At 36.3% G+C, this 18,748-nt stretch carries 18 protein-coding genes and 1 tRNA gene; 7 read left to right on the top strand and 12 right to left on the bottom strand.

All coding sequences use genetic code 11. The features are described 5' to 3' along the window. Positions 1–36 precede the first annotated feature (36 nt). The 5 genes from dnaB to tgt all read right to left on the bottom strand — a co-directional run bounded on the left by dnaB (position 37) and on the right by tgt (position 6,332). A complete protein-coding gene (gene dnaB, locus JEM65_RS20645; protein ID WP_199603575.1) occupies positions 37–1,584 on the bottom strand; it encodes a replicative DNA helicase in 1,548 nt (515 codons plus the stop codon). A gap of 169 nt (positions 1,585–1,753) precedes the next feature. Next, positions 1,754–2,704: an acetyl-CoA carboxylase carboxyltransferase subunit alpha gene (locus JEM65_RS20650; protein ID WP_199603577.1), complete on the bottom strand. Its 951-nt coding sequence runs from the start codon at positions 2,702–2,704 to the stop codon at positions 1,754–1,756. A 139-nt stretch (positions 2,705–2,843) separates the two neighbouring features. Beyond that, positions 2,844–3,758 carry a DMT family transporter gene (locus JEM65_RS20655; protein ID WP_199603579.1) on the bottom strand — a complete coding sequence of 305 codons (915 nt, stop codon included), beginning with the start codon at positions 3,756–3,758 and terminating at the stop codon, positions 2,844–2,846. Then, entirely contained in the window at positions 3,745–4,821 is a 1,077-nt protein-coding gene (locus JEM65_RS20660; protein WP_199603581.1) for an LptF/LptG family permease, read from the bottom strand. Before JEM65_RS20660 ends, JEM65_RS20655 begins: the two co-directional genes overlap by 14 nt. Before the next feature lie 380 nt (positions 4,822–5,201). Then, positions 5,202–6,332, bottom strand: coding sequence for a tRNA guanosine(34) transglycosylase Tgt (gene tgt, locus JEM65_RS20665; protein ID WP_199603583.1), 1,131 nt, complete (start codon positions 6,330–6,332; stop codon positions 5,202–5,204). Between the two features lie 486 nt (positions 6,333–6,818). Between tgt and JEM65_RS20670 the strand changes: the two genes are divergently transcribed. The 3 genes from JEM65_RS20670 (at position 6,819) to JEM65_RS20680 (ending at position 9,474) form a co-directional block, all read left to right on the top strand. Next, positions 6,819–7,664 (top strand): transketolase, encoded by an 846-nt coding sequence (locus JEM65_RS20670; protein ID WP_199603585.1) that lies wholly within the window; start codon positions 6,819–6,821, stop codon positions 7,662–7,664. Positions 7,665–7,697: 33 nt separating this feature from the next. After that, entirely contained in the window at positions 7,698–8,654 is a 957-nt protein-coding gene (locus JEM65_RS20675; RefSeq protein WP_199603587.1) for a transketolase family protein, read from the top strand. 181 nt (positions 8,655–8,835) lie between these two features. Beyond that, complete coding sequence (locus JEM65_RS20680) at positions 8,836–9,474, top strand: outer membrane beta-barrel protein (RefSeq protein WP_199603589.1); 639 nt, start codon at positions 8,836–8,838, stop codon at positions 9,472–9,474. Positions 9,475–9,547: 73 nt separating this feature from the next. Here the strand turns inward: JEM65_RS20680 and JEM65_RS20685 are convergent, their stop codons facing one another. Then, a complete protein-coding gene (locus tag JEM65_RS20685; RefSeq protein WP_199603591.1) occupies positions 9,548–10,618 on the bottom strand; it encodes an FKBP-type peptidyl-prolyl cis-trans isomerase in 1,071 nt (356 codons plus the stop codon). Positions 10,619–10,791: 173 nt separating this feature from the next. Here JEM65_RS20685 and JEM65_RS20690 point away from each other — a divergent pair, with 173 nt between their 5' ends. Both JEM65_RS20690 and JEM65_RS20695 read left to right on the top strand, forming a co-directional pair. Further along, complete coding sequence (locus JEM65_RS20690) at positions 10,792–11,169, top strand: RNA-binding S4 domain-containing protein (RefSeq protein WP_199603593.1); 378 nt, start codon at positions 10,792–10,794, stop codon at positions 11,167–11,169. 39 nt (positions 11,170–11,208) lie between these two features. Then, entirely contained in the window at positions 11,209–11,712 is a 504-nt protein-coding gene (locus tag JEM65_RS20695) for a phosphoribosyltransferase family protein (RefSeq protein WP_199603595.1), read from the top strand. On the opposite strand, the gene JEM65_RS20700 is transcribed toward JEM65_RS20695, so the two are convergent. After that, the gene (locus JEM65_RS20700; protein WP_199603597.1) at positions 11,704–12,222 is read right to left on the bottom strand and encodes a shikimate kinase; all 519 of its coding nucleotides are present in this window, start codon (positions 12,220–12,222) and stop codon (positions 11,704–11,706) included. The two genes, JEM65_RS20695 and JEM65_RS20700, sit on opposite strands and share 9 nt — an antisense overlap. Before the next feature lie 125 nt (positions 12,223–12,347). On the opposite strand from JEM65_RS20700, the gene JEM65_RS20705 reads away from it, so the two are divergent. Both JEM65_RS20705 and JEM65_RS20710 read left to right on the top strand, forming a co-directional pair. Continuing rightward, positions 12,348–12,420 (top strand) — tRNA-Lys (locus JEM65_RS20705). Positions 12,421–12,653: 233 nt separating this feature from the next. Further along, positions 12,654–13,886 (top strand): site-specific integrase, encoded by a 1,233-nt coding sequence (locus tag JEM65_RS20710; protein WP_199603599.1) that lies wholly within the window; start codon positions 12,654–12,656, stop codon positions 13,884–13,886. A 730-nt stretch (positions 13,887–14,616) separates the two neighbouring features. Here JEM65_RS20710 and JEM65_RS20715 read toward each other — a convergent pair. From JEM65_RS20715 to JEM65_RS20735, 5 genes are all read right to left on the bottom strand, one after another. Beyond that, the gene (locus JEM65_RS20715; protein ID WP_076614752.1) at positions 14,617–14,904 is read right to left on the bottom strand and encodes a helix-turn-helix domain-containing protein; all 288 of its coding nucleotides are present in this window, start codon (positions 14,902–14,904) and stop codon (positions 14,617–14,619) included. Then, entirely contained in the window at positions 14,901–15,161 is a 261-nt protein-coding gene (locus JEM65_RS20720) for a type II toxin-antitoxin system RelE/ParE family toxin (RefSeq protein WP_439953518.1), read from the bottom strand. The genes JEM65_RS20715 and JEM65_RS20720 overlap by 4 nt, the downstream gene beginning before the upstream one ends. A gap of 503 nt (positions 15,162–15,664) precedes the next feature. After that, on the bottom strand, positions 15,665–16,738 hold the full coding sequence (locus JEM65_RS20725; protein ID WP_199603602.1) for a hypothetical protein: 1,074 nt from the start codon (positions 16,736–16,738) through the stop codon (positions 15,665–15,667). A 472-nt stretch (positions 16,739–17,210) separates the two neighbouring features. Then, a complete protein-coding gene (locus tag JEM65_RS20730) occupies positions 17,211–17,906 on the bottom strand; it encodes a cyclase family protein (RefSeq protein WP_199603604.1) in 696 nt (231 codons plus the stop codon). 162 nt (positions 17,907–18,068) lie between these two features. Then, positions 18,069–18,491: a VOC family protein gene (locus JEM65_RS20735; protein ID WP_199603606.1), complete on the bottom strand. Its 423-nt coding sequence runs from the start codon at positions 18,489–18,491 to the stop codon at positions 18,069–18,071. Between the last annotated feature and the right edge of the window lie 257 nt (positions 18,492–18,748).

Here is an 18,748-nt window from a genome sequence, read left to right on the forward strand (position 1 = left end):
AGTTTTTTGTCATGTACTTAATAAAAATTTAAGATTTTAAAAAGGAACATCATTATCTTCATCATCGTCCATTGGAGGTGGATCGAAAGCATCTGATGGCGACGGGAAATTACCGGAATTAAAAGTATTGTCGTTCGCAGCAGCGTTCATTTTAGAATGGAATTCACCAAATGGGGTATCAAAGTCATCAAGGTTGTCAAATTTACCCAAATGTCCGATAAATTTCAACCTGATGTTTTCTAGCCCACCATTTCTATGTTTTGCAATGATAAATTCTGCCTGCCCTTCTGTAGGTGAGCGTTCTTCATCATCCCACTCGTCAATTTTATAGTATTCTGGTCGGTAAATAAACGATACAATATCTGCATCTTGCTCAATGGCACCAGATTCACGTAAATCAGACAGGAGCGGTCTTTTACTACCGCCACGTGTTTCTACAGCACGCGATAATTGGGAGAGAGCGATAACCGGAATACTCAATTCCTTTGCCAACGCTTTTAAGTTACGGGATATCGTAGAAATCTCTTGCTCTCTATTGCCTCCTTTTTGACTTCCACCAGCGGTCATCAATTGCAAATAATCAATAATGACCATTTTAATGCCGTATTGTGATGCCAAACGACGTGCCTTTGCACGCAAATCAAAAATAGAAAGTGAAGGGGTATCATCAATAAACAAAGGTGCTTTCTCTAAAGCTTTTACTTTAACGTTTAACTGTTCCCACTCGTGTTTTTCTAATTTTCCTGTTCGCAATTTTTCAGAAGACAAACCTGTTTCACTCGAAATTAAACGCGTAATGAGCTGTACTGAAGCCATCTCCAAAGAGAAGAATGCTACGGGAATATTGTGGGTTACAGCAATATTTCTTGCCATAGATAGGGTCAAGGCTGTTTTACCCATCCCTGGACGCGCTGCTACGATAATCAAATCACTTTCCTGCCAGCCTGAGGTCAATTTATCCAACTTGTCAAAACCTGATGGAATACCACTTAAGCCTTCTTTATTGGAAATATCCTCGATTTTCTTTTTCGCTTGAATGACCAAACTTTGAGCAGTTTCAGTCGATTTCTTGATATTGCCCTGCGTTACTTCATAAAGTTTTGCCTCAGCCTGGTCTAACAGGTCAAAAACATCCTTTGTTTCGTCATACGCTTCTTCAATAATTTCATTAGAAATTTTGATCAAGCTGCGCTGAATAAATTTCTGTAAAATGATACGTGCATGAAACTCAATATGTGCCGAAGAAGACACGCGTTGGGTTAAAGAAATCAGATAAAAATCGCCGCCTACCAAATCCAACTTCGCATCTTTCTTAAGTTGACTTGAAACGGTTAATAAATCCACCGGTTCACTGTTTTCGAACAACTTAAAAATGGCTTCAAAGATGTGTCGGTGAGCGTCTTTATAGAACGCATCCGGACTGAGGATGTCAATTACCTCATCCACACCTTTTTTATCAATCATCATGGCTCCAAGCACAACTTCTTCTAAATCAATTGCTTGAGGTGGTATTTTCCCCTTCTCTAAGCTAATAATTGTGCTTTTGTCTACTTTGTAGCCTTGTATCTGATTTGGTTGTTTCATGAATGCGAAAGTAAATAAATTGTTAAGAAAGAAGCCATTTTTAGCGCCTTCAATCTTAACAGGTCATCAACAATGTAACTGTTAATAACTTGATTATATTGTTAATAAGGACAAAAAAAACCGAAGTTTACAACTCCAGTTTTCATTCTTGTTATGGTATGGGGCGTTCTTATTTATAGACACCCATGTCAGCATATTTATCCATACGTTTTTTGACTAAATCTTTTGGTGATAAGTTTTTAAGCTCTGTATAAGATTTTTCAATAGCTTTTTTGACCGATAAAAAGGCTTCCTCCCGGTTGGTATGTGCACCACCTAAGGGCTCTTTAATAATATCATCTATCAACTTCATTTTTTTCATATCAGGAGCGGTAAGTTTGAGCGCTTCTGCCGCTTGTTCCTTATATTCCCAACTGCGCCATAAAATTGAAGAACAGGATTCTGGAGAAATTACGGAATACCAAGTGTTTTCCATCATCAAAACACGATCTCCAACCCCAATACCCAATGCACCACCTGAGGCGCCTTCTCCAATAATCACACAAATAATTGGTACTTTTAAACGGGTCATTTCCAAGATATTTCTGGCGATGGCCTCCCCTTGTCCGCGTTCTTCAGCTTCCAAACCAGGATATGCTCCAGGAGTGTCAATTAAAGTAACGACAGGAATTTTAAACTTTTCGGCAGACTTCATCAATCGCAAAGCCTTACGGTACCCTTCAGGATTTGACATCCCAAAGTTACGATACTGTCTTGTTTTGGTATTGTAACCTTTCTGCTGTCCTATAAACATATAAGACTGATCGCCAATTTTACCTAAACCACCAATCATGGCTTTATCGTCCTTTACATTCCTATCGCCGTGCAATTCCAAAAAAGAATCGCCACACAAGGCTTTAATATGATCTAAGGTATACGGTCTATTGGGATGACGTGATAATTGTACACGTTGCCACGCCGTAAGATTTTTATAAATATCTTTCTTTGTAGCGATGAGCTTCTTCTCAATTTGTTCACATGTTTGAGTCACATCAACGTCACTTTCTTTACCAATTACTTGGCATTTTGACAATTGATCTTCTAGTTCTTTTATGGGAAGCTCAAATTCTAAATACTCCATAGAAATTTAAGATTTAGTTATTAGTTAAGCCTACAAACCTACGGATTTTTTCCGTTGTTATAAACACAACAGTACGAAAAATAAGGTATTTTTTAGACACTCTTACAAAGGTACGGATAATCAATGCAACTCTAATTAATTAATCGGTTTTGCAGCGATTTCGTTTGTTATGGCGATAGGATATGACGTTTTTAAGAATTCCATCCAATAACACAGATAGCAGCACCAGTAAGGCTCCATAGTAAAAATGAACCCCCATGGTTTCAGTTTCCGGAAATAGTATGAGCGCTAAAGTAATGCCGTATACAGGTTCTAGATTATAAGAAAGCACCACGGTATAGGGACTGATTAACTTCATAACTTTAACTGAACCAATAAATGCATAAGCCGTACAAATGGAGGCCAATATAAAAAGGTAAATCCAATCTGAGCCTGAAAGTGTAAAAAACTGTACATCAAATCCGCCTTTAAATATGAGAATGAAAAGGGTCAAAAAAAACACGCCACTGACAAACTCATAAAACGAAATGACCGTGGCAGAATGCTTCTGTATAAAAGTGCCGTTAATGACTGCAAAAAGACTGGATAATAGTACTGAAACGAGCCCTAATACAATTCCATTGATGTATTTTAATTCGCCATGGGTAATGAGAAAAACCCCAATAACAACGATGACTCCAAACAGAATTTCATACCAAATAATCCGTCGCCTATAAAACAGCGGCTCAATAAAAGAAGCAAAGAATGCTCCTGTAGAAAACATAGCCAGCGTGATGGAGATGTTGGATTGTTTTATGGCTTCAAAAAAGGTAATCCAATGTAAGGCGATGATGATGCCCGCAGCAAAAAACTTAAGCATGGTGCGTTTATCAACTTTTATCTTCCGTTTGACAATCTTGATGTAGAGCAACATGAGCAGTCCCGCCATAAGCATTCTATACCATACTAAAGGGACAGAGCCGATGGTGATCAATTCTCCTAAAATAGCAGTAAACCCAGCAATAAAAATTAAAAAATGAAGGTGCAGGTAATTTTTTAGTTTAGCGTTTTGCATTGTAGAGAAGATAAACAGCCAAAATACCGAAAACTACATTTGGAAGCCAAGCGGCAATTAATGGCGAAAAATCTGACTGCTCCGCCAGAACCCCAAAAACCTTATCAAAAAACACATACACCATGGCGGTTGAAATACCAAAGGCCAAATTGACCCCCATTCCGCCCCTTCTCTTAATTGAAGATACGGAAACGGCAATAATGGTTAAGATAAAAACGGCCACAGGCAAGCTCCATTTTTTATATTTTACAATTTCATAACGACCGATATTTGAAGAGCCCCTAGCCTTCTCCTTATCTATAAAATCAACCAATTCAGAATACGGTTTTGTTTCTGCAATGTAATTTACGGGCGTTAAATCTTCCAAATCAAAAGCAAACAAGGAATCTTTTCGTCTTTGGGTTTCAATTATATCGCCCTTATCGGTGATGGTCCTTTTAAAATAATTAAACATCTTATAGGTACTATCACTTTCTGAATAAACAATAGAACTGGCAAAAATCTTATATTTTAGTTCGTTACCTTCAATGTGCTCTAAAGTAAAATGGTTTCCTCTTTTCTGAATTGGATCAAAACTGCTCACATAAATAAAATCAGTATCGTTAATTTGCCTAAAAATATTTTGCCCCGGCTGTTGGTGCCGCGAACTCTTTAAATATTTGTAAGTAAACTCATTAAACCCCTGACTTGCAATTGGTGCCAAATAGAAGCCCAATACCATCGCAAATATGGAAATAATGGTCGCCCCAATAATATAAGGTCTCAAGAAACGCGAAAAAGAGACGCCAGAACTTAAAAACGCTACAATTTCAGTATTGTTTGCAAGTTTGGAGGTGAACCAAATGACTGACAAGAATAAAAATATTGGAAATAATAAGTTGGCAAAATAGATGGTAAAGTTCAAATAGTATAACGCCACTTCTCCAAAGGGCACGTTATTCTCTAAGATCTTACCGATTTTTTCAGCAAGGTTCACTGTTATTCCGATAGGAATAAACAGCAATAACATCATCAAAAAGGTGAGGAGATAACGTTTTAATATGTACCAATCTAGGATTTTCAATGTCTGGAGACTATTGTTTATTTGTATTATTTATTATCATTATTGTCCGATAAAGAATTAAGATCGCTGCGCTTATAGTCCCGATAACTATCGGGAAAAGAACAAAGACTTGATTGTAACTGACTGAAAAACAGTAGCTATTCTAAATTAAATTAGCCCAATCACTCTAAGTGAAATTGGTTTCAAAAACAAGGTGTCATTTTTAAGTTCTTGAACCAGATCATACTTTAAGGGGTTTGCAAACTTTTCACCTGTTTTACCGGACACTGATGATTTATTATTTATTGTGTAAAATTTCAACTTCGGTTTCAATTTCACCTCAACTTCAACTTCAACTTCAACTTCAACTTCAACTTCAACTTCAACTTCAACTTCAACCTCTACAACCGTTTATCCATCTGTTTCACCATCATCTCTTTCCACGCTCTAAAATCTCCCGCTAAGATATGTTTTCTGGCCTCTCTAACCAACCATAAATAAAATCCGAGATTGTGAATGGTTGCAATTTGCATGGCCAACCGTTCATTTACGCTAAATAAGTGACGTAAATAGGCTTTGGAATATTCGGTATCCACATAGGTCATGTCCATCTCATCCAAAGCAGAAAAATCATCTTCCCACTTTTTGTTTTTGATATTGATAGAGCCGTGTGCTGTAAATAACATACCGTTTCTGGCGTTACGTGTTGGCATCACACAGTCAAACATATCAATTCCTAACGCAATATTTTCAAGAATATTGATTGGCGTTCCCACCCCCATCAAATAACGGGGCTTATCTTCGGGTAACACGCTGCACACCACTTCTGTCATGGCGTACATTTCTTCAGCAGGTTCTCCAACTGAAAGTCCGCCAATGGCATTTCCTACCGCTCCGGCATTGGCAATATATTCGGCGGACTGTAAACGTAAATCTTTATAAGTACTGCCTTGAACAATAGGAAAGAAACTTTGTTCATATCCGTATTTAAACGGAAGTTTTTCTAAATGGTTAACGCACCTATCCAACCACCTGTGGGTCATATGCATGGAACGTTTGGCATAGTTATAATCGCAGGGGTATGGTGTACATTCATCAAACGCCATGATAATATCAGCGCCTATAGTACGTTGAATTTCCATGACATTTTCTGGTGTAAACGTATGGTAACTGCCATCAATATGCGATTTAAACTTGACGCCTTCCTCCTTAATTTTCCGGTTTGCAGAGAGTGAGTAGACTTGGTATCCGCCAGAATCGGTCAGGATATTACGGTCCCAGTTCATAAATTTATGCAACCCTCCCGCCTGTTCCAGAATTCTGGTTTGTGGACGGAGGTATAAATGGTACGTATTTCCCAAGATGACATCCGCATTGATATCGTTTTTTAGTTCTCTTTGATGAACACCTTTTACTGATGCTACAGTGCCTACAGGCATAAAAATTGGTGTTTCAATAACCCCGTGGTCTGTAGTAATTACGCCCGCTCTAGCCTTACTTTGAAGGTCTTTTCCTTTTAGTTCAAATTTCATAAGTGGTAAACCTACATCTTTTTTATTTCAATCTGAAATAATCAGGTTGAGGGAAGATGTGATTAAATTTTAAAAATTGCAATACATATGCTCGTGGCACTCCCAATGAGTATTCAACGGAATACCCTTTTTCCATCCTGAAGCAAGCTTCGAGGTACCAGCTGGCAAATTAGACTTAGCATCCCGCTAAAAAAGCAAGATGAGTTCAACCATCAAAACATAAGGCACTACGCTTTTAATTTCTGGGTTTTACTAATAAGCTGGCAAAGATATACAATGCACTTATGAAGATAAAGAGCTCTTGAGAAAACTTTGAAAAAAATCTAACATAAAAAGTGGAATCCATAAAATATAAAAATTAGCGAGCCGCCACTATCACTACAATTGTTAGCAAAAGCTCAAAATTCGTTAATAAGTGCACAATTTTCAACTTTGATCTCGGGCTTAAAAAGGCTATTTTTGCAGCATAAAACTAACTTTTATAAGATGTCAAACACACAACAACTAGAAGATTTAACAACCCAAGTACGTAGAGATATTCTCCGTATGGTACACAAGGTCAATTCTGGCCATCCAGGAGGCTCATTAGGCTGCGCAGAATTTATTGTAGCACTGTACAATGAGATCATGGATAGAAAAGATACTTTTGATATGGACGGGATAGGTGAAGATTTGTTCTTCCTTTCCAACGGGCATATTTCCCCTGTATTTTATAGCGTGTTGGCAAGAGCAGGGTATTTTCCTGTAGAAGAATTGAGCACCTTCAGATTGATCAACTCCCGCTTACAAGGGCATCCAACAACCCATGAAGGTTTGCCAGGTATCCGTGTAGCTTCTGGTTCGTTGGGTCAGGGTATGTCGGTTGCCATTGGTGCAGCACAAGCCAAAAAACTAAATAAGGACGCTCATTTGATTTACAGTCTACATGGAGATGGCGAATTGCAAGAAGGTCAGAACTGGGAAGCGATTATGTATGCCGCCGGAAACAATGTAGACAACCTTATTTCTACAATTGATCTTAACGGACAACAAATTGATGGACCAACAGATGTTGTCTTGCCATTAGGTAATGTGAAAGAAAAATTTGAAGCTTTTGGTTGGACTGTTGTAGAAATCAATCAAGGAAACAATATAGACGAAATCTTAAAAGGAATGGCGGTTGCAAAATCCAAAACAGGACAAGGCAAACCAGTCTGTGTCCTTTTAAAAACGGTTATGGGTAATGGTGTGGATTTCATGATGCATACTCACGCATGGCACGGAAAAGCGCCTAACGACGAGCAATTAGCTATCGGTTTGGAGCAGAATGCAGAAACATTGGGCGACTATTAAACTATTTTAGATTTACGAATTACGATTTTAGATATGAAAACATATACAAATACAGGAAATAAAGATACACGTTCAGGATTTGGAGCGGGACTTACTGAATTGGGACAGACCAATGAGAAAGTTGTTGCGCTTTGTGCCGATTTAATTGGCTCCTTAAAAATGGACGATTTTAAAAAGAATCATCCAGAACGTTTCTTCCAGATAGGAATTGCTGAAGCTAACATGATTGGAATAGCGGCAGGTTTGACCATTGGTGGAAAAATTCCTTTTACAGGAACTTTTGCAAACTTTTCTACGGGTCGTGTGTACGATCAAATTAGACAAAGTGTGGCGTATTCTGACAAAAATGTTAAGATTTGCGCATCGCATGCAGGTTTAACCCTTGGAGAAGACGGCGCAACCCATCAGATTTTAGAAGATATCGGATTGATGAAAATGTTACCAGGAATGACGGTTATCAATACCTGCGATTACAACCAGACCAAAGCAGCTACTATTGCAATTGCTGACCATAAAGGCCCTGTTTACTTGCGTTTCGGTCGCCCATCAGTTCCTAATTTCACCCCAGAGGATCAAACCTTTGAAATTGGAAAAGCCTTACAACTCACTGAAGGTACTGATGTGACTATTGTGGCTACCGGACATTTGGTTTGGGAGGCACTTGAAGCTGCAAAAGTATTGCACGAAAAAGGAATTTCGGCAGAAGTTATCGATATCCATACCATCAAACCATTGGATGATGACGCTATTTTGAAATCCGTTGGAAAAACAGGCTGTGTCGTTACTGCTGAAGAGCATAATTATATGGGCGGATTGGGAGAAAGTGTCGCTCGTGTGTTATCTTTAAATCACCCAGCTCCACAAGAGTTTGTGGCCACTCAAGATACTTTTGGAGAATCTGGTACGCCCGCGCAACTGATGGAGAAATATGGCTTAAACAGCGCGTCTATTATTAAGGCTGCTGAAAAAGTGATTTCAAGAAAAAAATAATTGGTAAACGTTTCGAAGCTTTTAAATCAATTCTAGATATTAGCTATTAGTACCACACAAAGGGACTTTCTTTACGTTAAAGAAAGTCCCTTTGTATTTTAAAAAAATAACGCATCTGAAAATAATTTTCATTTGGCAGCGTTTTTGATTATATGGAACATTAAACTTAAAAACTAAAATTATGAAAATTTTAAAAACATTTGAAGAACAGTTTGGAAGGAGCAGCAAGACGGGCAAAAAGCTATTTTTAGCAAGCTTTGCACTTATAGCTTTCTCTTTAGCCTCCAATGCACAAAACGGGAACGGTTTTGGGATCAAGGGTGGTTTAAATTATAATGGTAATGGTGATTATTTTCAGTCTATTGGTGACAATGCCAAACATCCGGATCGCAACGTAGGGTTTCATTTGGGTTTATACGGTAAGGTGGGCGACAGGTTTTATTTTAAGCCCGAACTTGTGTATACCCAAACCAAAAGTGAATATGACAGTAGCGATTTTAAAATGAAAAAAATAGATGCACCATTATTAGTGGGGATGAAACTTTTAGGTCCATTGAGCGTTTTTGCCGGGCCATCTTTACAGTATATTGTAGACACATCATTTGACGGCATTACAATTGACGACGTTGAGAACGATTTTAGCGTGGGTCTTAATTTTGGTATTGGCGCCAACTTTAGTGGTTTTGGTGTTGATTTGAGGTATGAAAGAGGGTTTAGTGAAAACGAAGCAACCTTTATTGATGATTCTGTTGGTGTTCCTCCAAGTAGGATTGACACAAGACCAGACCAATTGATCTTGAGCATTTCCATTGCACTTTAAAATACAAAACAGGCTATCAAATCAATGATAGCCTGTTTTTTTTTATATCGTGTCTCTGAAATTTCCTTAGAAACTAATTGGTAGCACTGTAATCAGTCTTTACTGAATCCTGCAAATGATCAGCAACACCATCACCATTAGCATCCACAATTTTTAGCGTCTTTATGGTAATAATACCTGCCTTTTCTGCTCTGCTATTTTCAAATTCGCCTTCTGCCAAAACTGGTTCTTGATCGCCATTGTTGGTATCCACAGTATAAGTTTGACGCGTCATTTCATTAATCGTCAATATCCGATCACCATCGTCATCAGGATCCAAATAGTTTGGCCAGCCATCCCCATCGGTATCGTCATTCTCCAAATTTCCATCACCGGCAAGATCCTCTAGATAAGAAGGAATACCATCCCCATCATGATCCATAATTTCATATTGATACAGCTCAAATTTAAACACAAGATTGGAGTATGCCGGAATACTTCCTCCAGGGCTTGAAAAATAGCCTAAACCTGACGGTAGAAACATGACACCAAGGCCATAATTGTCATATGAGACAGTACCATCGGCGTTTTCCACAAAACTTTCGGCGGTTTTGAATTGTGGAATAACAGTCTGCCATCCTTGGATAGTCCCGAAATTATTGGGGCTGCCGTCACGAACCATTCCAAAATTTACAGGACTTACGGAACCATCAAAAACAGTTCCATTTGGAAGAAAACCAGAATAACTTATTCTAATATCATCTGAAAAATGAGGGTTTTCACCTCCGCCCTCATTGATCTGCAAAACATAATATTGGTAATCCACATCTCGATACTTAATGGTTTTTGGATTGTCAATATCCACCGCAACACTTAGCATTTGGTTGTTATCAGGATCTGGCATATCCAAATAATTACCACTGTCATCTTTTGGCAATTCCTTAATAATTATCTCAGAAATACTATGGTTGCCTGACTCTGCAAAGGTCGCACGGTTGTAGTAGTGGGTTTTCAAATAGTTCTGTAAGGAATCAAGATCTATTACTTGTTGTTCTGCGCGGTCACGCTCTGGAATTTGTACTATGGGATCATCATCATCTTTTTTACAGGAGGACAACAACACTAAAAAACACAATGTTGATAGGACGTAAGTTTTTAATTTCATCAATTTAATTTTATTCATTTTCAACAGCAAAACGCATTGGGGTTAAAACCATCCACTTAACCATATAAAATATAGTATCAAGTAATGTTTCAATAATGCTTATTTTTGCCGGCAAGATACAATAATATAATATGTTTGCACAACAACATTAACGTTGTTTTAAAAATTTTAATATGCGAATAGATAAATTTCTATGGTGCGTGAGATACTATAAAACACGTACTATTGCTACAGAAGCGTGTAAAAAAGGTCATATCAAAATTAACGGTCAAGTGGCGAAACCCAGTAGGGAAGTTTTTGCTACAGACAAAATAGAATTACGCAAAAACCAGATCAATTACCAACTGACGGTCCTTGACATTCCTCCAAGCCGTTTGGGGGCAAAACTGGTAGATATTTACATAAAGGACACCACTCCAAAAGAAGCTTTTGAAGCTCAAGAGTTCTTAAAATATTCTAAAGACTATTACCGCAAAAAAGGCGTGGGAAGACCAACCAAAAAAGATCGGCGTGATATTGATGAATTTAAAGACGAGGATGACGCGGATTAAATAAACCCTTTTTTTATCTTTGAACAAACAATTAACAGCATGACAGCTTCCAAACAAGTAATACTGAACCATCAGGAAATCAACCATAAAATCAGACGTATCGCCTATCAAATTTATGAGAGTAACGTGGATGAAGCGGAAGTTGTTTTGGCTGGAATTGATTCCAATGGATACATTCTTGCAAAAAAACTAAAGGCCAATCTTGATAAGATCTCCGATTTACAATCGGTACTGTGCAAAGTGGTTATCGATAAAAAGCATCCTTTGAGCCAAATTACGACCTCCATTGATGCTTCAGACTATACAGATAAATCTGTGGTGCTTATTGATGATGTCCTCAATTCAGGGAGCACGCTTATTTATGGCGTCAAACATTTTTTGAACGTGCCGTTAAAACAATTTAAAACTGCGGTACTGGTTAATCGGAACCACAAAAAATTTCCCGTTAAAGCAGATTATAAAGGTATTTCGCTCTCCACTTCCCTGCACGAGCATGTTGAGGTCATTTTAACCGGAAAAGCTTACGAGGCCTTTTTAAAATAGTCCGGCAACAATTTCTTCTGTAATGCCCTCAATTGTTTTCCCATCTGTCAAAAGTATTTGATTACTTTGGCTGTAATAAAATGAGCGTTCAAAAAGATGCTTCCCCACAAACTCGGTCAACGCTTCATCCGTTTTTAAATGTGCAATTAATGGTCTCTGTGATTTTTCAGTTACCAGTCTTTGGACCAAATTCAGAATTGTACTTTTCAAATAAATACTGTGCGCGCCCTCTGTTGTCAAAATGGCCTGCATATTATCGCCATAACACGGCGTGCCACCTCCAAGTGACAAAATCACATTGTTACGTTTTAAAACCTCTTTTAAATAGAAGTGTTCTTGTTTTCTAAAATAGATTTCTCCTTTATTTTTAAAAATTTCTGAAATGGTCAACTGCTCCATTTCTTGAATGTAATCATCTAAATCAATAAATTCAAAATTGAGCGTTTGCGACAACTTTTTACCAATTGTCGATTTTCCAGACCCCATATATCCAATTAAAATTATAATCATAAACACCCTTATAAATTGATTCTTAAAAACATAGCCTTAGGCAGTACAAAAAAACAATTTTTTTTTTTAAAAAGGGCTTGGTATATTAATAAAAGCTTTTATATTTGCACCCTCATTAAGGAAATGACTCGATAGCTCAGTTGGTAGAGCATAACACTTTTAATGTTAGGGTCCTGGGTTCGAGCCCCAGTCGGGTCACTGGTAGAGATACCAATTAGGTACAAAACCCTGCTAATCGTTTGATTGGCAGGGTTTTTCGTTTTTAACCAAATTAACTGATATCAAAATATATCATATAATTAGTTCACAATTCGTCAACATAGGTTTTTAAATCGTCAACATCTTTAAAAATGACTTATATTTATACTCGTACAGTATTTAGTTGATTTGACTTTCGTCTCAATTATTGTTTAACAATTAAGACGACAACTATGAATTCTTCTGTATCTTTTTCAATTTTATTTTGGGTCTACACCGCTAGAGCTATAAATAATGAATCAAACATTTATGCTCGTATTACCATTAATGGAAAAAAAGCGAACATAAGCCTCAACCACAAAGTCCATGTGGATCGCTGGAACTCCAAGCACCAAAGAGTAAAAGGTCATGGAGAAATCCCACGAAAGGTGAATCTTTTTTTAGATGACACCAAGACCAGTCTCATTCAGACGTATCGAGACCTTCAGAATGAGCATCGTGTCGTTACGCCACAATTGATCAAGGCAAGATTTTTAGGACAGGACAAAGCCTGTCACTCCATGAGAGACCTATTTAAATATCATAATGATATCATGATTGGAAAGCTTTGTGCTAAAACTTTGTGCCATTACAATACAAGTCAAAAATATATTCTGAACTATGTCAAAAAAGAGTTCAAAGCACCAGATATCTATCTTCAAGATTTAAACTATGCCTTTGTTCTAGGTTTCGAAAGTTTTTTAAGAACATATAAGCCTAGTCATTATCAAGAAAAAATCGGTAACAATGCCATCATGAAACATATTCAGAGATTAAAAAAGATGACAAGATTGGCTCATGACATCGAATGGATTGAAAACCATCCCTTCCAAAGGTATCAGGTTAAGATGGAAAAGACAGAAAGAGACTATCTAACAGATAAAGAATTATTGTGCATAGAAAACCTTGAAATAAAAATTAAAAGGCTTCAGACGGTCAGGGATCTGTTTGTGTTCAGCTGCTATACAGGTATTTCATACTCTGACATAATGGATTTAAGTTCAGATCACATCGTTAAAGGGATAGACGGCAATAATTGGATCATGTCAAATAGAAATAAATCAGGAGTGCCCTTTAAGATTCCTTTACTCCCGAAAGCTGAGATGCTAATAAAAAAATATAAGAAGCACCCTCGAACCCAGTATTCAGAAAAGTTGCTCCCAAGTTTATCCAATCAAAAGTTAAATAGCTACTTAAAGGAAATTGCCGACACTTGCAAGATCAAAAAAAATCTTACATTTCACATGGCCAGACATACATTTGCTACCACCGTAACCCTTTCAAACGGAGTTCCGATGGAAACAGTCTCAAAGATGTTGGGCCACACAAAGATTACAACTACACAAATTTACGCAAGGGTAATTGAACAGAAAGTTAGTGAAGATATGGAAATGCTAAAAAACAAGCTTGGAAATTTAAGCGATTAAACACACGATTTTGAGATAGGTGAAAAAGTCTGTTTCATTTCACATCCAAAGTATACCCCTAACCTATTGTGAAATGACACGCGCACAAGACTAGATTTCAATTTCTTGATTTCTATTCACAAAGCTTGTAGGACCAGTGTCGTCCTCATATTGTTATCAATTGCAGATTGTACCATGTTAGGGTTTATAGAGAGAGCCTGTGTTTTTGGTGAAGCCTACACTTGACCCTAAATCAGAACTTCTAAATTTTGCCAAGGGAATACAAAAGAATTTTGATGCCGTAAATCAGGCCGTGATAAGCACTATCAATAATGGACAGGTCGAAGGACAGGTAAACAAACTGAAAAACATAAAAGGATGATGTACGGTAGAGCTGATTTTCAACTTTTAAGAAGAATGGTACTGGCGAGTTCCTCTTAATTTGCTTCACCAAAAGTGACGAAGACCCCACTATCTATGAAACCGAAATCACTGGCACAAATCGAACCGAAATATCCATGCAAAATGTAAAAAGATACTTTCCCATAAGTAACCACTACGTATGTACACACCTCACCAAATCAATCACAGCACAACCTCCAATTATCCTTCCCTTAACGCAACGTTTTACCAATAGACGGCAAACCGACCGGATTCGTCAACACAAAATTCAGCTCTGGCCAACTTACTCATGACCGAAGGGAGTAATCGGCGAGCCGAATACTTCTTAGTTATTGCCAAATCGCTATTTTTACATTTGAAGATTTAAATTCAGTTTCGCTCCTAAAGCATTGAAAATTCTCATTACAGTTTCAAAAGTGACATTTCCAGTACTATTCTCAAGTCTAGATATTTGTGCTTTTTTTACTCCAACTAATTCTCCTAATTGTTCTTGAGTCAGTTTTCGTTTTTTTCGAGCGGTTTTTATCATATCGCCAATCAATTCAAGTTTTAACTCAAATTCATATTCATCTCTTTCTTCAGTTCCCTTTTTTCCAATTAAAAGGTCTTCTGCTTGGTCTAAAGTGTAACTTTTCATTTCTTTTTATTTTTAAAATAGTTTTTTCTAATTTTATCTGCTTTGTCGATTTCCTTTTTATCCACTTTGCTCGTTTTCTTAATAATTCCGTGAGTAGCAGAAACTAAAGTTTCGGTTTTATTATCCTTGTCCCAAAATGCTAAAAGACGATATTGAATTCCAGAATATAGCGTTCTAAATTCCCAAATTTCGTCAGTCAATTTTTTGAAAAACTTTGGGTCAGATTGTTGTTCAGCTCTTCTTATATTCTGAAAAATTTTCTATCTTGCTTTTAGGTCTTGCTTTTCTATAAATTCAAAAGCCTCTTCGAGCAATTTCGTTTCAAATCGTTTTATCATTCTTGGTATAAAATCAAATTTGATATAAATATATAAAAAGTTTCGTTAATCGTAAACTTTTGAATGAATTTTTAATGTTTGCCAACACATGTATAGACGCAACCAGTCGCGCCAATATTTATTAGATGTTCCTATCAAACATATTACTTTTAAGGATGGGATACAATTTAACCAAAGCACTTTTTATTTTATGATGCCAGCAAAATGAGAAAAGATACTTTCACATAAGTAACCACTACGTATGTAAACACTTGACCAAATCAATCACAGCACAACCTCCAACCATCTTGCCTTAACCCAACGCTTTACCCATAGACGGCAAATCAAACGGATGCGTCAACACAAAATTCAGCTCTGGCCTACCCCGCTAAGGCGGGACAGGTGCGGCGAGTCGAATACTTCTTTCTTATTGTAGATAGTTTTTACTTAATTAACTTATTAATATCCTTCAAATCAGATTTTTCGATAAGATTACTGGAATTATCAACTATTGAATAAATTATTACACCTGTCAGACTGTTAATAATTGATATGACTTTTTCTCCATTATATGTAGTGTGCATTAAATAATAGAATTCATCTTTGTTTAAAATTTTTGAATTTAATTCTTCATTTGAAAGAACTTTAAAGTCATATTTATAATCTTCAAATAATTCTTCAGGTTTTAGGACTTTAGTTACTTTTAATTTAAAAGCACTATAATCTTTTAATAACCAATTTGGGACATAAAGTGTTTTTGATTTTAACTCTTTTAACTTGTCCTTATTTTTAATTTCATCTCTTATTTTTAAACTTTCATTGTCAGTTAATTTATTATTCAAAGTTTGAAAGTAATTTTTAATATAACCTAAGTGAAAATTATATGATTCTGGCGTTTTAAGGTATGTGTAACTATTGCCATCATCTTCAGTTTTAATGGTAAATTCATTTGCCCCTAAGTTAAACAAACTAGGTTTTTCAACATAACCTATTTCAAAGTCGCCAGTATAACCAGCCTCTTTTCCTAAAAATCTATAATAGTTATCAGGAGTGAATATTATCTCAGCAATTTGCCCTATCTCTTTTTTGATTTTCCCGTTACTCTTTTCGGAAACTTCCTCATAATAAAACATTTGAAATTTATATAAATCAATTGCTCCAACGATTCTCTTATCATTTGCTCCTATTGTTTCTTTAGTTTTGATGTAATTCTTGTCCTGAAATTTGATTATAGAATTGTCTGTTGAAATTAATTCGTCTTTTTGATAATCAACTTCAGATATAAACTTGATACTATTAAATGTCCAAATTTCTTCAATGGTTTTTTTTGTCTCATTGAAATCTAAACCATCAGGAACAACAAAGTGAGTCGTCGTTTTTTTTATAATATCATAAAGTTTGTCATTATGTTCCACAACATATAAATTTCCAAGTCCTCTTTTTCTTCCAATATTGACTTGGGAATAAATACTAAAAATAGATAATAGGCAAGTGATGAGTAAAATTGTTTTTTTCATAAGTATATTGTTTTTTTAAATTATCTAAAACATGTTGGCATCTACACCGGTGCATATACCTACACTATATAATCCCCAAAATACCATTTTCCCCCCAAACTTCCTACAAATAGAATTATGTTTTTACAACCAAAATACACACTAGCCTAGTTCATGTGCCAGTTCCTGAACCAAATTAAGAGTAAGCCCTAATCAAACACCCTAACCAGCAAAAGGCAATAAAAAAGCCCTAAAATGGGCTTAAATGAGTTTCTTTTTATGAATCTATGGGGTTGTTCAACGGTTACCAGTGTTGAACAAATTAATTATAGCACAACTCCCAACCAGCCTTCCCTAAACCCAACTTTTTACCCATAGACGGCAAACCAACCGGATGCGTCAACACAGTATTCAGCTCTGGCCAACTTACTCATGACCGAAGGGAGTAATCGGCGAGACGAATTCTTAGTTATTGCCCACATTTTTTTATTTTTTATTTTTCAAATATTGCGACCGCTCTAACTGGTGAGCCTGTTCCCCCTTTGATTTTTAGAGGAAAACCTATAAATCTAAATCTACCTCTTCCTATTAATAAATTAAGGTTTATCATATTTTCATAATGTGTAAAATTCAATTCTCCACAAATATGATGAACTTCTTTATTTGATATTCCAGGAACTCCAGGTGACATAGTTTCGACTCCAAAAGCAGATATTTTTTTTTCGCCTAACCATCGAGCAGTTTTTGTCGAAATTCCGGGACCATTACTCCATTCTTTTCCGTTAAAATTTTTTCGATAATGGTCAGTATAAAGTAATACTGTATCTCCTTTTTCTATTTTCAAATCAGCTTTTTCACAAGCATTTTCGATTTCGTTAGGCTCAATTAATTCTTTTAGTCCTTTATGAGAAAAGTCCAAACAGATTCCTTCTGTATAGAACATAGATAAAGGCATTTTATCAATTGATTTCCCTTTATATTGAATTGCCATATGGTTTATAGCGTCAACGTGAGTTCCAGTATGTTCTCCTAATTCTAATTTATGAACAGCAGGTGTTTTTGTTTCGGGATTTTTTATTCCATTCCATTCTTCGTGAGAATTATGAACTGTCATTTTAACTTGCGGAAGGTCTTTATAAACTGGCATTCCTTCGTAAATTTCTTGACTTAAATCAATAATCTCTGTCATTCAGTATCGTGGTTTTTCAAATTGTAACCAACGTGTTTATATGGAAAGTTACGGTTTTGTGTACGAAGATTTTCCTTCGGGAAATCAGACGTAACAAAAGAGCAACGACCTTTGGTTTAGTCAAAATAGCAATTTTTTATATACGGCTTGTAACCAGTTTTTTTATTTCATCCTTTTTGCAATCGGATGTTCAGGGTTTAATTCTAGTAAGTCCCATAAATTTCCATATAAATCCTTAAAAACAGCAACAGTTCCATAATCCGCTTTTTTCGGTTCTCTTATAAACTCAATTCCTCTTGATTTCATTTCGTTATAATCTCTCCAAAAATCATCCGAGTTTAAGAATAAAAAGACTCTTCCGCCTGTTTGATTTCCAATAAAACTCTCTTGTTCCTCTTTTGATGCTCTTGCTAGCAATATTGTCGTTCCAACTGAATTTGGTGGAGATATTACAACCCATCTTTTGTCCTGTTCTGGTTGATAGATATCCTCAATTAATTCGAAATTTAGTTTTTTTGTATAAAACTCAATAGCTTCATCGTAATCTCTTACAACTAATGCGATATGTACTATCGATTGTTTCATTATTTAATTGTTTACAACACATGTATAGACGCAACCAGTTGCGCCTATATTTATTATATGTTCCTATCAAACATATTACTTTTAAGGATAGGATACAATTTAACCAAAGCTCTTTTTATTTTATGATGCCAGCAAAATGAGAAAAGATACTTTCCTATAAGTAGCCACTATTTATGTACACACCTCACGAAATCAATCACGGCGCCACTTCCAACTATCCTTACCTTGACCCAACCTTTTACCCATAAACGGCAAAC

This window comes from Gelidibacter salicanalis, from assembly GCF_016469035.1.
Classification (GTDB): Bacteria; Bacteroidota; Bacteroidia; order Flavobacteriales; family Flavobacteriaceae; genus Gelidibacter; species Gelidibacter salicanalis_A.

Excerpts from the sequence above, each read along its gene's own strand:
- JEM65_RS20700 (WP_199603597.1), bottom strand. The coding sequence starts at position 12,222 with ATGATTATAATTTTAATTGGATATATGGGGTCTGGAAAATCGACAATT.
- JEM65_RS20695 (WP_199603595.1), top strand. The coding sequence starts at position 11,209 with ATGACAGCTTCCAAACAAGTAATACTGAACCATCAGGAAATCAACCAT.
- JEM65_RS20730 (WP_199603604.1), bottom strand. The coding sequence starts at position 17,906 with ATGACAGAGATTATTGATTTAAGTCAAGAAATTTACGAAGGAATGCCA.
- JEM65_RS20680 (WP_199603589.1), top strand. The coding sequence starts at position 8,836 with ATGAAAATTTTAAAAACATTTGAAGAACAGTTTGGAAGGAGCAGCAAG.
- dnaB (WP_199603575.1), bottom strand. The coding sequence starts at position 1,584 with ATGAAACAACCAAATCAGATACAAGGCTACAAAGTAGACAAAAGCACA.
- JEM65_RS20735 (WP_199603606.1), bottom strand. The coding sequence starts at position 18,491 with ATGAAACAATCGATAGTACATATCGCATTAGTTGTAAGAGATTACGAT.
- JEM65_RS20690 (WP_199603593.1), top strand. The coding sequence starts at position 10,792 with ATGCGAATAGATAAATTTCTATGGTGCGTGAGATACTATAAAACACGT.
- JEM65_RS20670 (WP_199603585.1), top strand. The coding sequence starts at position 6,819 with ATGTCAAACACACAACAACTAGAAGATTTAACAACCCAAGTACGTAGA.
- JEM65_RS20655 (WP_199603579.1), bottom strand. The coding sequence starts at position 3,758 with ATGCAAAACGCTAAACTAAAAAATTACCTGCACCTTCATTTTTTAATT.
- JEM65_RS20710 (WP_199603599.1), top strand. The coding sequence starts at position 12,654 with ATGAATTCTTCTGTATCTTTTTCAATTTTATTTTGGGTCTACACCGCT.
- JEM65_RS20650 (WP_199603577.1), bottom strand. The coding sequence starts at position 2,704 with ATGGAGTATTTAGAATTTGAGCTTCCCATAAAAGAACTAGAAGATCAA.
- JEM65_RS20715 (WP_076614752.1), bottom strand. The coding sequence starts at position 14,904 with ATGAAAAGTTACACTTTAGACCAAGCAGAAGACCTTTTAATTGGAAAA.
- JEM65_RS20685 (WP_199603591.1), bottom strand. The coding sequence starts at position 10,618 with ATGAAATTAAAAACTTACGTCCTATCAACATTGTGTTTTTTAGTGTTG.
- JEM65_RS20725 (WP_199603602.1), bottom strand. The coding sequence starts at position 16,738 with ATGAAAAAAACAATTTTACTCATCACTTGCCTATTATCTATTTTTAGT.
- JEM65_RS20675 (WP_199603587.1), top strand. The coding sequence starts at position 7,698 with ATGAAAACATATACAAATACAGGAAATAAAGATACACGTTCAGGATTT.
- tgt (WP_199603583.1), bottom strand. The coding sequence starts at position 6,332 with ATGAAATTTGAACTAAAAGGAAAAGACCTTCAAAGTAAGGCTAGAGCG.